The organism is Mesorhizobium loti, from assembly GCF_003148495.1.
In the GTDB taxonomy this organism is placed as follows: domain Bacteria; phylum Pseudomonadota; class Alphaproteobacteria; order Rhizobiales; family Rhizobiaceae; genus Mesorhizobium; species Mesorhizobium loti.
Map to the genome: position 1 here is coordinate 699966 of NZ_QGGH01000001.1, position 14912 is coordinate 714877.

15 protein-coding genes are annotated in these 14912 nt (G+C 64.1%); all 15 read right to left on the minus strand.

What is annotated here, in order from left to right; translation table 11 throughout:
- Window positions 1-39: 39 nt before the first annotated feature.
- The 15 genes from C8D77_RS03605 to flgA all read right to left on the minus strand — a co-directional run bounded on the left by C8D77_RS03605 (window position 40) and on the right by flgA (window position 14912).
- A complete protein-coding gene (locus tag C8D77_RS03605; RefSeq protein ID WP_013529780.1) occupies window positions 40-708 on the minus strand; it encodes a response regulator transcription factor in 669 nt (222 codons plus the stop codon).
- 221 nt (window positions 709-929) lie between these two features.
- The gene (locus tag C8D77_RS03610; protein WP_164757750.1) at window positions 930-1517 is read right to left on the minus strand and encodes a transglycosylase SLT domain-containing protein; all 588 of its coding nucleotides are present in this window, start codon (window positions 1515-1517) and stop codon (window positions 930-932) included.
- Window positions 1447-2841: a flagellar hook-length control protein FliK gene (gene fliK / locus C8D77_RS03615; RefSeq protein WP_109659371.1), complete on the minus strand. Its 1395-nt coding sequence runs from the start codon at window positions 2839-2841 to the stop codon at window positions 1447-1449. The genes C8D77_RS03610 and fliK overlap by 71 nt, the downstream gene beginning before the upstream one ends.
- Window positions 2838-4220 (minus strand): chemotaxis protein MotC, encoded by a 1383-nt coding sequence (locus C8D77_RS03620; protein ID WP_109659373.1) that lies wholly within the window; start codon window positions 4218-4220, stop codon window positions 2838-2840. The genes fliK and C8D77_RS03620 overlap by 4 nt, the downstream gene beginning before the upstream one ends.
- Window positions 4217-5587, minus strand: coding sequence for a MotB family protein (locus C8D77_RS03625; protein WP_109659376.1), 1371 nt, complete (start codon window positions 5585-5587; stop codon window positions 4217-4219). The genes C8D77_RS03620 and C8D77_RS03625 overlap by 4 nt, the downstream gene beginning before the upstream one ends.
- The gene (locus C8D77_RS03630; protein ID WP_109659378.1) at window positions 5584-6210 is read right to left on the minus strand and encodes a hypothetical protein; all 627 of its coding nucleotides are present in this window, start codon (window positions 6208-6210) and stop codon (window positions 5584-5586) included. The genes C8D77_RS03625 and C8D77_RS03630 overlap by 4 nt, the downstream gene beginning before the upstream one ends.
- Before the next feature lie 3 nt (window positions 6211-6213).
- Window positions 6214-7860, minus strand: a complete 1647-nt coding sequence (gene fliF, locus C8D77_RS03635; protein WP_109659380.1) for a flagellar basal-body MS-ring/collar protein FliF — start codon at window positions 7858-7860, stop codon at window positions 6214-6216.
- Window positions 7861-8013: 153 nt separating this feature from the next.
- Window positions 8014-9081 carry a flagellin N-terminal helical domain-containing protein gene (locus C8D77_RS03640; protein ID WP_109659382.1) on the minus strand — a complete coding sequence of 356 codons (1068 nt, stop codon included), beginning with the start codon at window positions 9079-9081 and terminating at the stop codon, window positions 8014-8016.
- 265 nt (window positions 9082-9346) lie between these two features.
- Complete coding sequence (locus C8D77_RS03645) at window positions 9347-10348, minus strand: flagellin N-terminal helical domain-containing protein (RefSeq protein WP_109659384.1); 1002 nt, start codon at window positions 10346-10348, stop codon at window positions 9347-9349.
- A gap of 234 nt (window positions 10349-10582) precedes the next feature.
- Window positions 10583-11314, minus strand: coding sequence for a flagellar type III secretion system pore protein FliP (gene fliP, locus C8D77_RS03650; protein WP_109659386.1), 732 nt, complete (start codon window positions 11312-11314; stop codon window positions 10583-10585).
- Complete coding sequence (locus C8D77_RS03655) at window positions 11311-11805, minus strand: flagellar basal body-associated FliL family protein (RefSeq protein WP_109659388.1); 495 nt, start codon at window positions 11803-11805, stop codon at window positions 11311-11313. Before C8D77_RS03655 ends, fliP begins: the two co-directional genes overlap by 4 nt.
- A 19-nt stretch (window positions 11806-11824) precedes the next feature.
- Window positions 11825-12535, minus strand: a complete 711-nt coding sequence (gene flgH / locus C8D77_RS03660) for a flagellar basal body L-ring protein FlgH (protein WP_109659390.1) — start codon at window positions 12533-12535, stop codon at window positions 11825-11827.
- On the minus strand, window positions 12532-13119 hold the full coding sequence (locus C8D77_RS03665) for a MotE family protein (protein WP_164548769.1): 588 nt from the start codon (window positions 13117-13119) through the stop codon (window positions 12532-12534). The genes flgH and C8D77_RS03665 overlap by 4 nt, the downstream gene beginning before the upstream one ends.
- A gap of 3 nt (window positions 13120-13122) precedes the next feature.
- A complete protein-coding gene (locus C8D77_RS03670; RefSeq protein WP_109659395.1) occupies window positions 13123-14364 on the minus strand; it encodes a flagellar basal body P-ring protein FlgI in 1242 nt (413 codons plus the stop codon).
- Window positions 14361-14912: a flagellar basal body P-ring formation chaperone FlgA gene (flgA, locus tag C8D77_RS03675; protein WP_109659396.1), complete on the minus strand. Its 552-nt coding sequence runs from the start codon at window positions 14910-14912 to the stop codon at window positions 14361-14363. The genes C8D77_RS03670 and flgA overlap by 4 nt, the downstream gene beginning before the upstream one ends.

Below are 14912 nucleotides of genomic sequence, written 5' to 3' on the forward strand. Positions count from 1 at the left end.
TACGCGTGTTTTCTTGCGCGAGGCTGGCGCGGCGCTGCATCAGAAGACGAGCCGGTAGCCGAGGAAACGCTTGGAATCGATCGGGTCGGTACCCAGCTTTTCGCGCAGCTTCTTGCGCAGTTTGCTGATGTGGCTTTCCACCACGTTCTCCTCGACCTCTTCGTCGAAGATGCCGTAGATGGCGTTGAAAACCTGGGTCTTGGTGACGCGACGCCCGCGATTGCTTGCCAGATATTCGAGGATGCGGCGCTCCCGGCGCGGCAAGGGCAAAGGCTGACCGTCGATCTCGGGGTCGCGGCCGTCCATGAAGATGCGCATGGCGCCGATCTCGGTGTAGGCGACATCTTCCTGGGCGCGGCGGCGGATAGCGGTGATGCGGGCCAGGATCTCTCTGATATGGACGGGCTTGCGAATGACGTCATCGACGCCACTCTCGAACAACCGCAGCGTGTTCTCCAGGGAGTGCTGTTCGCTGAGCGCAATGACCGGAGCGCCGGTGCGGTCGCGGATCTGGCGGGGAGAGATGGAGCCTTCGCGGCAGTCGCCGATGAGGAAGGCCCGGACCGAGCGCAGATCGGTGTCGGCGGCCGAGTTCACCCACTCACCGAATTCGCCGGACGCAAAGCCTGCACAGGCGATGCCCTCACGATCGAAAAGTGAATTGTATCCCTCTGTTACGAGCTCGCGCTCGTCAACGATTACAATCATCGGCCCGCCTCCGAATCAAATCATTTGCCCCGTGAAGAGAGGCGTATCCGCTGGCGAGAATCCTGAACAACCGTCATTTCTTGTAGCTAGTTTCTTGGGAGTCTGGAATCGCACCGGTTGCATTAGCGTGCAACCAGATATGCTTTCGGCGGCAAGATCTGACCAAGTCAAAAGGACAAATCAAGGTTGCACGCTTGGCTTATTAGAAGCGGAAAATACGCTTATGGGTTGCAGAAACCGCGCGCGTTCGCGGTCCATTTTCCAAAGCCGGTGGCGACCATGTTGGCAATGACGCGGCAGACATAGATCTTCTGCGCCGGGTCGTTGTCGGGGCCGGCATGATAGCGGGCGACGGCCATCGACCAGGTCTCGTGGCGGGCATGGAGGCTGGCCAGGAAGCGCGCCGCGTAGTCGACGTTCTGGCGTGGGTCGAGCATGTCCTCAACGCTGCGAAAATGCGATGCGTGGTAGTGGTGGTTGATCTGCATGCAGCCCAGATCGATCAGCGTCTTGCCCTCGCGCCGGGCATTGGCGAAGGCGGCAAGGGCCTCGGCCCGGCTCCTCGGAAATACCGCTTTTCCTTCTATATTCAAGGCGTTGGGTTGAAGACTGCCCTTGTTGCCGGTCTCGGTCAAGCCAACGGCATAGAGGATGCCGGCGGGCACGCCATAGCGATCGGCGGCGCGCAGGATTTCCGGCTCGCAAGGGTTGGTCGCGGTCGCGCCAGCGCTTGCCGCGCTAGATAAAGATATCGCCGCCAGCGCGCTCGCGAGAAGGCGAAGTGCCGCGGCCGTAGTCCTGCGCGTCATCGTTGCGGTTCCCTGCGGATTGCTGACCCGGTTGCTGCCCGCCGGCTCCGCCGTTGCCGCCGCCCGAATTCCCCGGTTGAAAGGATGACGGGTCGCGGCCTGACGCCGTCGGCAAGGGGGCGGTTGCATCGGTGCGGGTTGTAGTGGCAACTGCTACCGAAGGTTGCAAGATTGTGACCTTGTCAACCTCGAAGCCGAGCCCCCGCAGCGACTTGACGATGGCCTCGCTGTCGGCGGACAGCCGACGATAGGCGTCGTGTGTTTCGGGCTTCAGCTCAATCGAAAGTTGTTCTCCGGAGAGGCGAAGATGGGCCGTCACCATGCCGAGTTCGGCGGGGTGAAGTTCGATCTTCAACACATGTGTCGGAACGGCAACAGGGCTGGCCAGCTGGGCGGCCGCGGATGAGGCTGAAAGCGCCTTTTGCGGGCCGCTGTCGGCGGCTATGGCGTTGATCACATTGAGGGCTGCCTGGCTGATGGGACTCTGCGGCGGTGCGGGGAAGCTCTGTTCGGACACCACGTCGATGCGTGCGGCGGACAGGGACTGTTTTCCCGCTTCGGGCCGTATCAAGGACTGGACATCCTCGATACTCTTCATCGCCGACGCGGCGTGCTTCGACTGCACGCCGGGCACGTCGGCAGCTGGCGCGTCCGGCAGCTTCAGAGCCGCCACAGTGTTGTCGCGTTTCGGGGCGCTGGAGGCAGAGCTCGGTGGCTGGGCGTTAAGCTCCGTCAAAGGCCCGTCGACGATCGACACTTGCTCCGGCTTCGACATGGTTTCGACGGCCTCGCGTCCGGCCGTGGATTTTGATCGATAGGTCTTCGGCAGCGGAGCTTGTCCGTCGAGCGCCGGGTCCGATGGGCTCTCGGCGGCTGCCGCGTCGCGCCCGGCCGCCTTGGTCGACGTCGAGAAATGGCGCAAGTCATGAAACGCGATCAGTAGCGACAGGTCGTCCTGAAGCGGCACGGCATCGCCGTCCGGCGCCGTCTCTTCGGCGTCGGCATCGTCCTTGTGCGCCTTTGTTTCCAGATTGTCCTTGCCGATTTTCACGGTCGGCACCTTGGCCGAGGCTGTCTTTCCGGGAGCAGCCGATGCCGGTTCGGTCTTGCCGGTATGCCCGGCAAGGCCGGCAGCGAGCTTGCCCCAGCGCTGGTCGTGCGATCCCGCCTCGGTCGTCGGCTGCCGTTCCGGGCGGGTAGGGACTGTGTCGCCGCGCAGCATCTTGCCGAAGCCGGCGTCGTCATTCCTGCCATTCGCAGCCGGCTGCTCCGTCGCACGCGTCGAGGCAAATCCTGGCAGGGCCGAGCCGAGGCTGGTGGTCATTTGGGGGCGGCTCCAAGCATTTGGTCGATCAGGTCGAGCTGTCGACGTGTTCTGGTCATGGCGGCGTCGGTCGGATCGGTGGGCTCGGGACCGGCTGCAGGCGACGGTGCCGAGACCGGCGTGACAGTCGCTGCTTCGGCGGATGTGGCTGCAACCGCCGCCGTGTCCGGCGCATTGGCGGTTGGCCCGCCGGAGGCCGCGGTGGCGGCAGGCTGCTCCGCGATCGCGCCTTCGACCGGTGGCAGCCCGCTGTCATCGGCGCCTTGCGCCGTGGTGATTTTGGGCGCCAGTGGTTGCACGGCCGCACCAGGGGCAAGCTTTTCCTCGGGAAGGGCGGCGGGCGGCGCGACCACCTCGCCGGCAATGGCCTGAGCAGCGTCGAGCAAGGCGCGGTCGCCTTCCGACAGCCTGGTGCGGTCGATCTTGCCAAGCTTGGCGCGAACGTCCTCGATGGTGCCCGAGGTGACCGTGGAAAGGCTGGCATAGAGCAGGGCGCGTGGATCGTCCTGGTTGGTGTTGCCGCCACGACCCTGCTCGGCCCGCGCCGAAGCAAAAGCCGACAGCTCGTTCAAGCCGTCGATCGCGGCGCGGCGGGCGATGCGCAGATAGATCACCTTCTCGCGCTCGGGATCCATCATCGACGTGATGTCGCCCAGCTTGTCCTGGCTGATCGACATATGCAGCGCGATGACACCGGAGACGAAGGAGTCGGCGAACTGGCTGGCATAGGGCGAATAGAGGTAGCGTTCGACATACTGGGTGGAGGCAAGCGCAAAGCGCGCCGCGTCGCCTTGCGCGACTGCAATGCCGACCGAACGGCGAAGTGCGGCTTCCTCGACCAGCGTGCCGGGGCTGAGCAATCTTGCCTCGTCGAGCAGACCGAGTGCGGCCGCCGGCTGATCGCCGGCAAGCAGCGAGCCTTTGACCAGGGCAAGGAAAGCGCCGAGATCGGGAGGCAGCGCCATGGGATCGATCGGCCCCAAGACTTCGATCGCCTCGCCGGGCCGGCCGTTGAGGTAGTCGATAACGCCTTTGGCTATGGCAAGGCTTTGCGGGTCCGTCGTGGCGCGCGACGTGGCGGCTTCGACGGTGATCGGGTTTCCGCCGCTCATGCCGTAGACAAGCAGGGCGCGAAAGTTCTTGGGATCCTTGTAATCCTCGGCATCCGCCGCGCGCAGGCGCGCATCCGCCATCTCCAGCAGCTTGGCCTGCATCGGCAGGGCGGCATGATCGCCGGCGGCTATGCGATCCTGGATCAGCTGCAGCGAGCGCACCAGTTGATACGGCTGCAGCGCATCCTGGGCAAAGCCGGCCGAAGGGTATCCGCCGGTCAGCAGCAACAGGCCAATCAACCGGCTGGTGACGGCCGCTCGCCTCATCCGCCAGTCGCCATCAGGATTTCGATGCGGCGGTTCACGGCCGACAATGGATCTGCGGGATCCTTCGGCTGGCGATCGGCGAAGCCGGCGACCTCGGTGATGCGGCGTTCGTCGACGCCACCGCGCACGAGCATGTAGTAAGCGGAATGCGCGCGCGCCGTCGACAGTCGCCAATTGTCGTAGCTGTCGCTGCGGAACGGCCGGGCGTCAGTGTGGCCGTTGATGCTGATGGTGCCCTTCTGGCTGTTGACGATGCGGCCGATCTTCTCCATCGCCAGTACCAGTTCGCGGCTCGGCAGCGCCGAGCCAACCTCGAACATGCCGAAGTCGAGCTGGTCGGTGATCGAGATGACGACGCCCTTGTCTGTGGCTTCGACGGAGACGCCGTCGTGCAGCTTGTCGCCGGGCTTGAAGGCATCGGCCAACTGCCGCTTGACGTCGGCTGCGGCCTTGACGGCAGCCGCGGTCGGCGCCTTCTCGTCGGTGTCGGGCTTGGCAGGCTTTTGCGCATCGGCCTCGACCTTGGCCGCATTCGCGTCCTTGGTGTCGCCCGGCTTGGTCTCGCCCGGTTTGATCTCGCTTGGCTTCGTGTCGCCGGCCTTGGCCATTGCCGTGGCAGGGTTCGCGGCCTGCTTGCCTGTCGCGTCCTTGGCTAGCGGCTCGAGCGGCGCGGCCGCGACAGGCGGTACGGCTTTGACTTTGGGCACTTGCGTTTCGGCGGTCTTGTCACCGGGCTTGATCGGATCGCCCTCGATCCTGGTGCGCTCGGCACTGGCCTCGGCGGCGGGTGCCGCCACCTGCTGCGACCAGAAATCCGGCTCGAAGGGATCGCGATAGGAGGCACCGCCGGAGGCGCCCGTCGCCGGGCCGGCGGCTTGTGCGCCGCCGTCACCCTTCTGGCTGACATTCTGCATGACGCCGGTATCTGTGGCGATTTCCGAAAGCACCGCGTAGGGATCGGCGAACAGATGCTCGTCGGAGTGTTCCGCCTGCGGGAGTTCTTGCTTGTCCTGTTTGCGTTCCGCCGAGCCATCGCCGTCCTGGCCGGCCTTGCTGGTCGCCTTCTTCGGATTGTCGGCCGTTGTCCCGATCGCGCGCGGACCGTCGCCGAGGTCCTCCAGGCCCTTGCGGCTCGAATTGCGGTCGACCAGCTTGACCGGGTTGAAGTAGCTGGCGACGGCTGCCTTGGTCTGCTCGTTGGCGGCGTTGATCAGCCACATGACCAGGAAGAAACACATCATGGCCGTCATGAAGTCGGCGAAGGCGATCTTCCAGACGCCGCCATGGTGGGCCTCGTCATGATCGTCATGACCACGCCGCACGATGATGATTTCGTGGGGCGTGTGTCCGGCTTCGGCCACGCTCATGCCAGAACCTCTGAGAGGGTCGTCGACCATTCGGCCATGCGTGTCTCGAACACCGCTTCGTCTATGGCGACGGTGAGGTCGAAGCCTGCTGCCTCGACGAAGTCGAGATTGGCCGCGCGCGGCCCGAGCGATGCCTTCAGTGTTTCGAACAGCGAGAGCGGACCGCGCACGACGATGCGCACCGCTTCGGCATCGCCGACCGCTTCGTGTATCGCGCTGGCGAGCACCTCGATCGAGCGTTTCTGCAGATCGTCGCTGACGATGCCGCCGATGATGCGGGCGACCGTGGCGGCGACAAGCCCGGTCACGCGTGCCTCCATGGCATCGATGCGTGACGAGACCGCCTTGCCGACATCGTCGCCGAGGCTTTCGAGAAATACCCTTGCTTCGTCTGCATTGGCCTGGCGTTCGGCTTCGAGCGCGGCATCATGCGCAGCCGACAGGCGCGCCTCGAGCGCCGCTTCAGCCTGGGCAACCGCTTCCGCGATCAGCGTGCCGATATCGGCTTGCGGCGCTGGCGTCTCGGGCTTGTGTTCGGGATCGACTGCTGCCCGGGGCTGGCCGGCGCGTTGCGCGCGGGTGCCGAAATCAGGCAGAAGGTCGAAGAGGGCTGCGGAGGGCATGGCTTACACCGCAACTTCCTGGGCAGCCCATTTGCGCAGGATCTGCGCCGTGCGCTCCTCGTTGAGGTCGACCATCCGGGCAAGCCGATCCTGCGGCGCCGGCCTGATCTTCTGGCGAAGATCGTCGAGCGGCGTCGGACCTGGGCGCGAGCCGGGCAAGGCGGCAACCGCGGCATTGTCGGCGGCGGCAGTTGCTTCCGGCGTCGGCAGCGAGCGCTGGACGTCATCGAAGCTGGGGCCTGACAGGGCCGGTGTTGCCTTTGCCGTCAGCGCCGACGCCATCGGCCTCAGGCCGAAGAAGGCGACCAGGAACACCACGACGATGAAGGCGCCGGCGTTGATCAGGGTGCCGGCATGCTGGCCGATGGAATCGAGCATTCCAGCCTGCGGGATCGCCTCACCGTCCAGCCCGTCGATGAACTCGACGGCCGACACGTCGATGACGTCGCCGCGCTTTTCGTCCAGGCCGGTGGCGGAGGTCACCATTTTCTGGATGTCGGCGACGCGCTTGGCAATCTGCTCCGGCGTGGCGTCCTTGCCGAGTATGGTCATCAGCCGCTGCTGGTTGACGACGACGGCAATCGACATCTTGGTGACGCTGTAGCCGTTGGAGACGGTGGCGATCTTCTTCGAATTGATCTCGTAATTGGTAATCTCTTCCCTGCGGTCGTTCTGCGACGAGGATTGCGGTCCATCGGTGGCGGTTGCCTGGGTTTCGGGCAGGTTCTGCTCAACGCTGGCCGGGGTGGAAGCCTGCTTCTGGTTGTTGTTTTCGTTGGCACGCACCGACTGCACCGAGCGCTCGACGCGCGAGTTCGGATCGAAGATGGTTTCTTCCGTCTGGCGGGTGTCGGTGTTGACCTCGGCCTTGACGCTGGCGCGGAAATTGTCGGGGCCGAGATAGGCCGTCAGCGCGCGGCGGATGTTGTCGCCGATCTGCGCCTCGACAGTCTGCTCGACGCCGAGCGTGCGCGCGGCGCTGGTGTTGGAAGGATCATCGCCCGCGGCCAGCAGATTGCCGCTGGAATCGAGCACCGTCACCTTGTCGGCCGACAGGCCGGGGACGGCGGCGGCGACGAGATGGCGGATCGACATGGCGCTCTTCTCGGCGTCGATGCCGGCGTAGCGGATGACCACAGAGGCAGAGGGCTGCTGCTCGTCGCGGCGGAAATTGGCGCGCTCGGACATGACGATGTGCACGCGCGCCGCCTTGATACCCGATATCGACTGGATGGTGCGCGCGATCTCGCCTTCCAGCGCGCGCACACGGGTGATCTGCTGCATGAAGGAGGTGAGGCCGAGCGAGCCGACATTGTCGAACAGTTCGTAGCCGGCGTTGGCGCTGGTCGGCAGGCCCTTTTCGGCAAGCAGCATGCGCGCCTGCGCGGTGGTGCCGGCCGGCACCAGCACCGAAGTTCCGTCGGCGCCGACGTCGAAGCCGATGCCGGCTTCGCCCAGCACCAGGCCGATCTGGTTCACGTCGGCGCGGTCGAGCCCGACATAGAGCGTGTCGTAGGCAGGGCGGTTGAGGTAGACCGAGGCGATGCCGATGACGCCCATCACCAGAACGGCGATACCCGCCAGCATGGCGAGGCGCTTCACGCCAAACCCGCGGAGATTCGAGATGATGCTCTGGATCTGTTCCGGCACGGTTCAACGACTCCCAGCATGATTGTCCGCCGGAACAGTAGTCCTCGAAGCTTGTGCGAAAATGAAATCGGGCCGCGCTTGCGGCGCGGCCCGTCAATCGGAGTGCGAAAAGGAGGGCGGGATGCGAAAGGAGGGCGCCGGTGGCGCCCGCGATTAGTTCTTGAACAGCGACAGGATCGACTGCGAGGCGCTGTTGGCGATCGACAGCGACTGGATGCCGAGCTGCTGCTGCACCTGCAGCGCCTGCAGGCGGGTCGATTCCTTGTTCATGTCGGCATCGACAAGCTGGCCGACGCCGCGGTCGATGGAGTCCATCAAGCTCTGGGTGAAGGTCTTTTGCAGGTCGATGCTGCTCTTGGCCGAACCGAGGATGGTGGCGGAGTCGGTCAGCTGGGCCATGACCTTGTCGATCCTGGTCACCATCTGCGTGATGATGTCGTCGGTTACCCCGGCCGCCGTGATGTCGAGGTTGTAGGCGGAAATATTGTCGACCCTGGCCACCACCGCTCCCGCCGCCGTCTGGCCATCGCTGTTTGCGGCGATGTCCGTTTTTCCGAGCGCGAGCGCGGCCGCATAGGCGTTGTCATACAGGGTCTGGGCGGCCCCAGTGGCATAGATGGAGGTCTGGCGATCGAGGGTGCCGTAGTTCTTGACGTCGGTGGCCAGGCCGTAGTCGAAAAGCTTGGTGCCCTCGACATCGATGTTGATCGTTCCGATCGAGATGGCGCCGGATGAGGAGCGATTGAATGAGGACACGATCTGCGAGTCGGGCTGGACGCCGTCATTGGCGGCCGCGACCTGCTTGGAGGTCACCGCAAGGAAATTCGAGCCCGAGAAGGTGGCCGCATCGGCAAAGGACTTCATCTGCGCCTGAAGCGCCTTGATCTCGGTCTGGGTTTTTGCCTTGGCTGCGTCCGTCTGGCCGACGGTCGAAAGCAGCTTGGTCTTGATCTGGCCGATCGTTGTCAGCACATTGTTCATGCCGGTGTAGGCGGTATCGACTTTCGAGGCGCCGAGGCCGAGTGCATCCTGCACCGTCGACAGGGCCTGGTTGTCTGAGCGCATCGTGGTGGCGATCGACCAATAGGCGGCGTTGTCCGAAGCCTGCGAGACGCGGTAGCCTGTCGATATGCGAGCTTGCGTCTGCTCGAGTGACTTGTTGGTGGCGCTGAGGCTTTGAAGTGCGGTTAACGCCGAAGCGTTGGTCATGATGCTCGCCAAGAAAGTCGCTCCTTCTCAAAACCGACATGCTCAGACATGCCGGATAGGCCTGTTCAACGGTGGTATCGTGCCGGTAGGGCCGATTCGCCAACTGTTGTAAGCTATTGGTTAACCATAACTAGCGCGACATGGTTAACAGCCTGTTAAACGCTGGCCTTCGAGAGTTAAGGACCGAGGGTTGCGTGGGGCTGGAGCAAACGCAAATCGGGCCGCGCTTTTGGCGCGGCCCGATTTTTTAGTGCGAATTGTGGTTGAGCGGAGGCGATTAGCCGCGGAAGAGCGACAGGATCGACTGCGAGGAACCGTTGGCGATCGACAGCGCCTGGACGCCAAGCTGCTGCTGGACCTGCAGCGCCTGCAGACGGGTCGATTCCTTGTTCATGTCGGCATCGACGAGCTGGCCGACACCGCGATCGATGGAGTCCATCAGGTCCGAGGTGAAGGTCTTCTGCAGGTCGATACTGCTCTTGGCGGCGCCAAGCGTGGTGGCGGAGTTGGTCATGTCGGCGAGCGCGGAGTCGATGACGGTCAGCATCTGCTGGATCTGATCGTCGCCTGCAGCTTTGCCCGTTGCGGTGTCGAAGATCTTCAGGCTGGCGGCCGAATAGGTGTCGGTGGCCGTTGCAGTAGCGCCCAGGGTCACGGCCACGGCCGTGAGGGTGGCCACACCGGTGGAGCCGGTGCGTTGCGAGTCAAGGATGCCCTTTGCGAGTGTCGCGGTGGTGCCAGCTTCATACAGCTTGATGTTTTCCACCTTGACGTCGATGGTCGAGATCGAAGATGCGCCGGCCGCGTCACGGTTGAACGCCGAAAGGATCTTCACATCGGCAGCCGTCGTGGCTGTGGCGCCGCTGTTTACGGACAGCATGTTGGTGCCGGAGAAGGTGGCGCCGTCGGCGTAGGACTTCATCTGCGCCTGAAGAGCGGTGATTTCGACCTGGGTCTTTTCCTTCGAGGCATCCGTCTGGCCGTAGGAAGCCAGCAGCTTGGTCTTGATCTGGTTGATGGTGGAGATCGCGCTGTTCATGCCGGTGTAGGCGGTGTCGACCTTCGAGGCACCGAGGCCGAGAGCGTCCGAAACGGTGGACATGGCCTGGTTGTCGGAGCGCATCGTGGTGGCGATCGACCAGTAGGCGGCATTGTCCGAGGCCTGCGAAACGCGGTAACCGGTCGAGATGCGGGCCTGGGTGTCGGTGAGGGATTTGCTGGTGGCGTTAAGGCTCTGCAGAGCCGTCAACGCAGCGGAGTTCGTCATGATGCTGGACATGGTACTCGTACCTTGATTTTACAGGTGTTTTTTAGACATACCGGGTCTCCCGGTATGACGGTGCGGCATCATGCCAATGATCTCTGAAATCGATCACCCGCCATCTGCGAGCGAATATGCGGGCAAGTCCCTACCAAAGGGCTAAACCGGACGGTTAATCGAAAATATTTTGCTTGAAATTCTGTGCCTGCGCGGCACGGCAGCGACCAGTTGCCAGGGATCAGTCGCCAGCTGTCAATTGAAGGAGCGCACCAGGCTGCCGACAAGAAGATTCCAGCCGTCGATCAGGACGAAGAACAGGATCTTGAACGGCAGCGACACCACTGTCGGCGGCAGCATCATCATGCCCATCGCCATGGTGATGGTGGCGACGATCAGGTCGATGACCAGGAATGGGAGCACGATCAGGAAGCCGATCTCGAAGCCGCGCCGGATCTCCGAGATCATGAAGGCGGGCACCAGGATGCGCAGGTCGACAGTGTCGCGCGAAACAGTTTGCCCGCGCTCGCGGGCGAGGTCGGCGAAGAGGTCGAAGTCCTTGTCGCGCACATTGCGCAGCATGAAGGTGCGGAACGGATCAGAAATCTTGTCGAAGGCTTCGGTCTGGGTGATCTGATTGTCCATCAGCGGCTTGACGCCGGTGTTCCAGGCCTGGTCGAAGGTCGGCGCCATGACATAGAAGGTCATGAACAGCGACAGCGAAATGAGAATGAGGTTTGCCGGCGTCGACTGCAGACCGATGCCGGCGCGCAGGATCGAGAAGGCGATGACGAAGCGGGTGAAGCTCGTCACCATGATCAGCAGGCCCGGCGCCACCGACAGCACGGTCAGCAGGCCGAACATCTGGATGATGTAGCCGACGGTGGTGCCATCGGCCTTGCCAATGCCGCCGAGATCGAGTTGCTGCGCCGCCGCGATCGACGTGGCGGCGGCGATCATCGCCGTAGCGAGAAGGAACTTTCTCATTCGAGCAGCAATGTCCTGATGAGGATCTGTTTGGCGTGACCCTGGCTGCGGATCGAGGCGCGTTCCTCGAGATCGGCCTTCAGGTGCTGGTAGCCGCTGGCGCCCTCGATCTGATGCATCTTCAAGGTGCGCACCAGGGCCAGAAGGTCCTGGTGGATGTCATCCGACATTGCCTGTGGCTGCGGCCCGTCATAGACGACGGACACCTCCATCCTGATCCAGGTATCGGCAGGCGAGGCGATGTTGGTGGTGATCGGCGCCAGCACGACGAGCGTCGGCCCCACGCCTGGCTGCTCGGCCGCAGCCGGCTGCTCGGCCTTGCCTTCGTTCTCAGGCGCCACCGGTACCGACGCAGGGGCATCGACGCCCTTCAGGTAGCCGCCGGACATCCAGCCCATGCCGATGGCCGCCGCCGTCACAACCAGCAGCATGGCGGCCTGGATGGCAAGGGAGGGACCCTTGCGCGGTTGAACCTGTTCGACATTTGCCACGGCGCCGTGTCCCCCGATCCTAGAACGGAAGAACCTGGTCGAGAACCTGCTGGCCGTAGGCAGGTTGCTGGACCTCGGTGATGCGGCCGCGTCCGCCATAGGAGATGCGCGCTTCGGCGATGCGTTCGTAAGGAATAGTGTTCTCGGCGCCGATGTCGGCCGGCCGCACGATGCCGGCAATGGTCAGCACCCTGAGCTCGGCGTTGACGCGCACTTCCTGCGATCCCTTGATCATCAGATTGCCGTTCGGCAAGACGTCGATGACGATGGCGGCGACATTGAGCTCCAGTGTTTCCGATCGCTTGATCTCGCCATCGGCCGTCGTGTCCGTGGTGGAGTTGAGAGCGCCAGCACCCTTGCCGGCGGTGCTGCCAACCTTGTCCCATTGCGCGCTGATATCGAAACCGAGCTTGCGGTTGGCGGTGCGGCTCCTGTCGTTCTGGTTCTTGAAGTTGGCCCGGTCGTTGATCTTGATCTTGACGGTCAGGATGTCGCCTTGGGACAGCGCCCGCGGGTCGGTGAACAGCCGGCTCTGGCGGTCATCCCACAACGAGAATTTCCTGGGCGGTGCCGGCGGCGTCTCCGGATAGCGATAGAGCGATCCGGTGCTGCCGTCGTCGATGCCGGAGCCGACCGGCGACAGAGCCGGATCCCTGCCGACCTCCTTGAGGTTGGTTCCGCAGCCGGACAGCACGGCAACCGCGCACAGGACGAGCATTTTGCGGATCATGACGGATCTACCCTTCGGGCTGCGCTGGCCATGATGCCGGTGAGCGTTGCCGCCGCCTTCTGGTCCATTTCGTTGAGGATGACGCTCGCCTTGCGTGAATCGAGCTTCATCAATATGGCCGCCGCCAGATCGGCGTTGACGATGGCCAGCCGCTCGGCGGCGGCGTCGGGTTTCATGCCGGCGTAGATCTGGACGACGCCGTCTTCGGCCCGGGCCAGGAAAACCTCGCGCCGCTTCAGCCAGGTCTCGTACTCGGCTTTCTTTGCATCCAGAGCTTTCATGCGCTCGTCAATGCCGGCCTGAAGCTGCTTCAGTTCCTCCGCCTGCAAAGCATAACGGCGGTCGCGGGCGGCGTCGGCGATGTTGGAGCAGAAGCGCTCGATCTCGCTTTGGTCGGGTGCCTTTTCCCGCGCCAATTGCGGCGCCGCCGCTGCGACCGGTGCTCCCGGCAGGACCTGGCGGACCGTCTCCTCGCCGCGTGCCGTGCCGCCAGCAAGGGTCATGGTGGCAACAGAGGCGGCCGCGAGCAGGATTGCGACGGGGCGGCGTCTTTCGTGGCGTGAGAGGGAGCGGATCATCGGCATCGCCTATTGCAGAACCAGGTCGGCCTGCAGGGCGCCGGCCGACTTGATGCCCTGCAGAATGGCAATGATGCCGTCCGGCTTGACGCCGAGACGGTTGAGGCCGGAAACGAGGGTCTGGAGATCGGGACCGTCAAGCACCGCGACGCGGGCGTCGGGTCGGCTGGCGTCGATGGCGGTGAACGGTTCGACGGCGGTCTCGCCCTTGGAGAAGGGCTCGGGCTGGACGACGCGCGGTGCTTCAGTGATGCGCACGGTGAGCGTGCCGTGGCTGATGGCGACCCGCGAGATCTTGACGTCGTTGCCGATGACGATGGTGCCGGTGCGCTCGTCGATGACGACACGGGCTGGCGTATCGGATTCGACCACCAGGTTCTCGATCTCGGCATAGAAGCGGGCGGCTGAAACACCCTTCGGCCTTCTGATCTGCACGGTGCGGGAATCGCGCTCGGCCGCCACCCGCATGCCGAAGCGCTGGCTGGTATAGTCGTTGATGGCGTCCGCAATGCGGATAGCGGTCGAGAAATCGGGATTGCGCAGTTGCAGCGTCAGCGTCGCCTGATCGTCGAACTCGGCCTGGACAGCACGCTCGACGATGGCGCCGTTCGGCACGCGGCCGGCGGTCGGCACGCCTTGCGTCAGCTGCTCGGCTTGCCCCTTGGCGGTGAAGCCGGACACGATGACCGAGCCCTGACCGACGGCATAAATCTCGCCGTCCGCCGCCTTCAGCGGCGTCATGATCAGCGTGCCGCCGGAAAGCGAGGTCGCGTCGCCCATCGAGGAGACGTCGATGTCGATGCGGGCGCCCGACTGCACGTAGGGCGGCATGTTGGCGGTGACGATGACGGCGGCAACATTCTTGGCGCGCGCGCTGCCGCCTTCGGTGGCGATGCCGAGATTTTCGAGCATGGCGCGGATCGACTGTTCGGTGAACGGCGAGTTGCGCAGGCTGTCGCCCGATCCGGCGAGGCCGATGACCAGGCCGTAGCCGACCAGTTGGTTGTCGCGCGAACTCTGCAACTGGGCGATGTCCTTGATGCGCGAGGCGACCTGGCCCGGCGGCAGCGAACTCGGCCCGGACGAAACCCGGAACATGCGGCTGGTGGTGGCCGGATCATATTCAGGATCGTTGTAGACGCCGCCGTTCTTGGCAGCGAGCTCGCGCTTGGCCTTCGGCGTCAGGCCGTCGGCCAGTGCCGGCTGCAGGCTAAGCACGGCAGCCAGTATCAGGGAAAGGCCGCGTATCATGAGGCGCTGACCTGGATGGTTCCATCCGCCATCACCGTGCCGGACAGGATCTTGCCGCTGTCGATGTTGCGAACCTTGACGAGGTCGCCCGCTGCACCTGGCTGCAGCGTCACGGCGGTCGCCGAGATCGTCAGTCCGCCGGCGATGAAGAAGACCTGCACGGAGGCGCCCTGTTCGACCAGCCAGGCCTCGCGGATGGCAATGGAAGGGATGTAGCGGCCGGGCAGCAGCGTGCGCTTGGCGACCTTGCCGTCGAGTTCCTCGGCCCGTGTGGCGACCGCTTCCGGCTTGTGCTTGCCGACGATCAGGGTCACCTTTTTCAGGGCAGCGAGATTGATGGTCTCGCCGGGATAGATGACCCGGCTGGGAATCAGCACCACCTCGCCGACAGCTTGATTGCCGGCGATCTGAGTGGCTGACTGGTCGGCCGATTGGTCTGTCGACTGGTTTGTCGATTCCTGGGCAGAAGCCGGCATGCCGCCGGTCACCAGCGCAAAGGCGAGCGCGGTGCGGCGGAAAACGGACAGGAGACCTGGCGTCGACATCAT

Excerpts from the sequence above, each read along its gene's own strand:
- C8D77_RS03630 (WP_109659378.1), bottom strand. The coding sequence starts at position 6,210 with ATGCCCTCCGCAGCCCTCTTCGACCTTCTGCCTGATTTCGGCACCCGC.
- fliP (WP_109659386.1), bottom strand. The coding sequence starts at position 11,314 with ATGAGAAAGTTCCTTCTCGCTACGGCGATGATCGCCGCCGCCACGTCG.
- fliK (WP_109659371.1), bottom strand. The coding sequence starts at position 2,841 with ATGACCACCAGCCTCGGCTCGGCCCTGCCAGGATTTGCCTCGACGCGT.
- C8D77_RS03605 (WP_013529780.1), bottom strand. The coding sequence starts at position 708 with ATGATTGTAATCGTTGACGAGCGCGAGCTCGTAACAGAGGGATACAAT.
- C8D77_RS03665 (WP_164548769.1), bottom strand. The coding sequence starts at position 13,119 with ATGCCGATGATCCGCTCCCTCTCACGCCACGAAAGACGCCGCCCCGTC.
- C8D77_RS03620 (WP_109659373.1), bottom strand. The coding sequence starts at position 4,220 with ATGAGGCGAGCGGCCGTCACCAGCCGGTTGATTGGCCTGTTGCTGCTG.
- C8D77_RS03610 (WP_164757750.1), bottom strand. The coding sequence starts at position 1,517 with ATGACGCGCAGGACTACGGCCGCGGCACTTCGCCTTCTCGCGAGCGCG.
- flgH (WP_109659390.1), bottom strand. The coding sequence starts at position 12,535 with ATGATCCGCAAAATGCTCGTCCTGTGCGCGGTTGCCGTGCTGTCCGGC.
- flgA (WP_109659396.1), bottom strand. The coding sequence starts at position 14,912 with ATGATGTCGACGCCAGGTCTCCTGTCCGTTTTCCGCCGCACCGCGCTC.
- C8D77_RS03625 (WP_109659376.1), bottom strand. The coding sequence starts at position 5,587 with ATGAGCGTGGCCGAAGCCGGACACACGCCCCACGAAATCATCATCGTG.
- C8D77_RS03645 (WP_109659384.1), bottom strand. The coding sequence starts at position 10,348 with ATGTCCAGCATCATGACGAACTCCGCTGCGTTGACGGCTCTGCAGAGC.
- C8D77_RS03670 (WP_109659395.1), bottom strand. The coding sequence starts at position 14,364 with ATGATACGCGGCCTTTCCCTGATACTGGCTGCCGTGCTTAGCCTGCAG.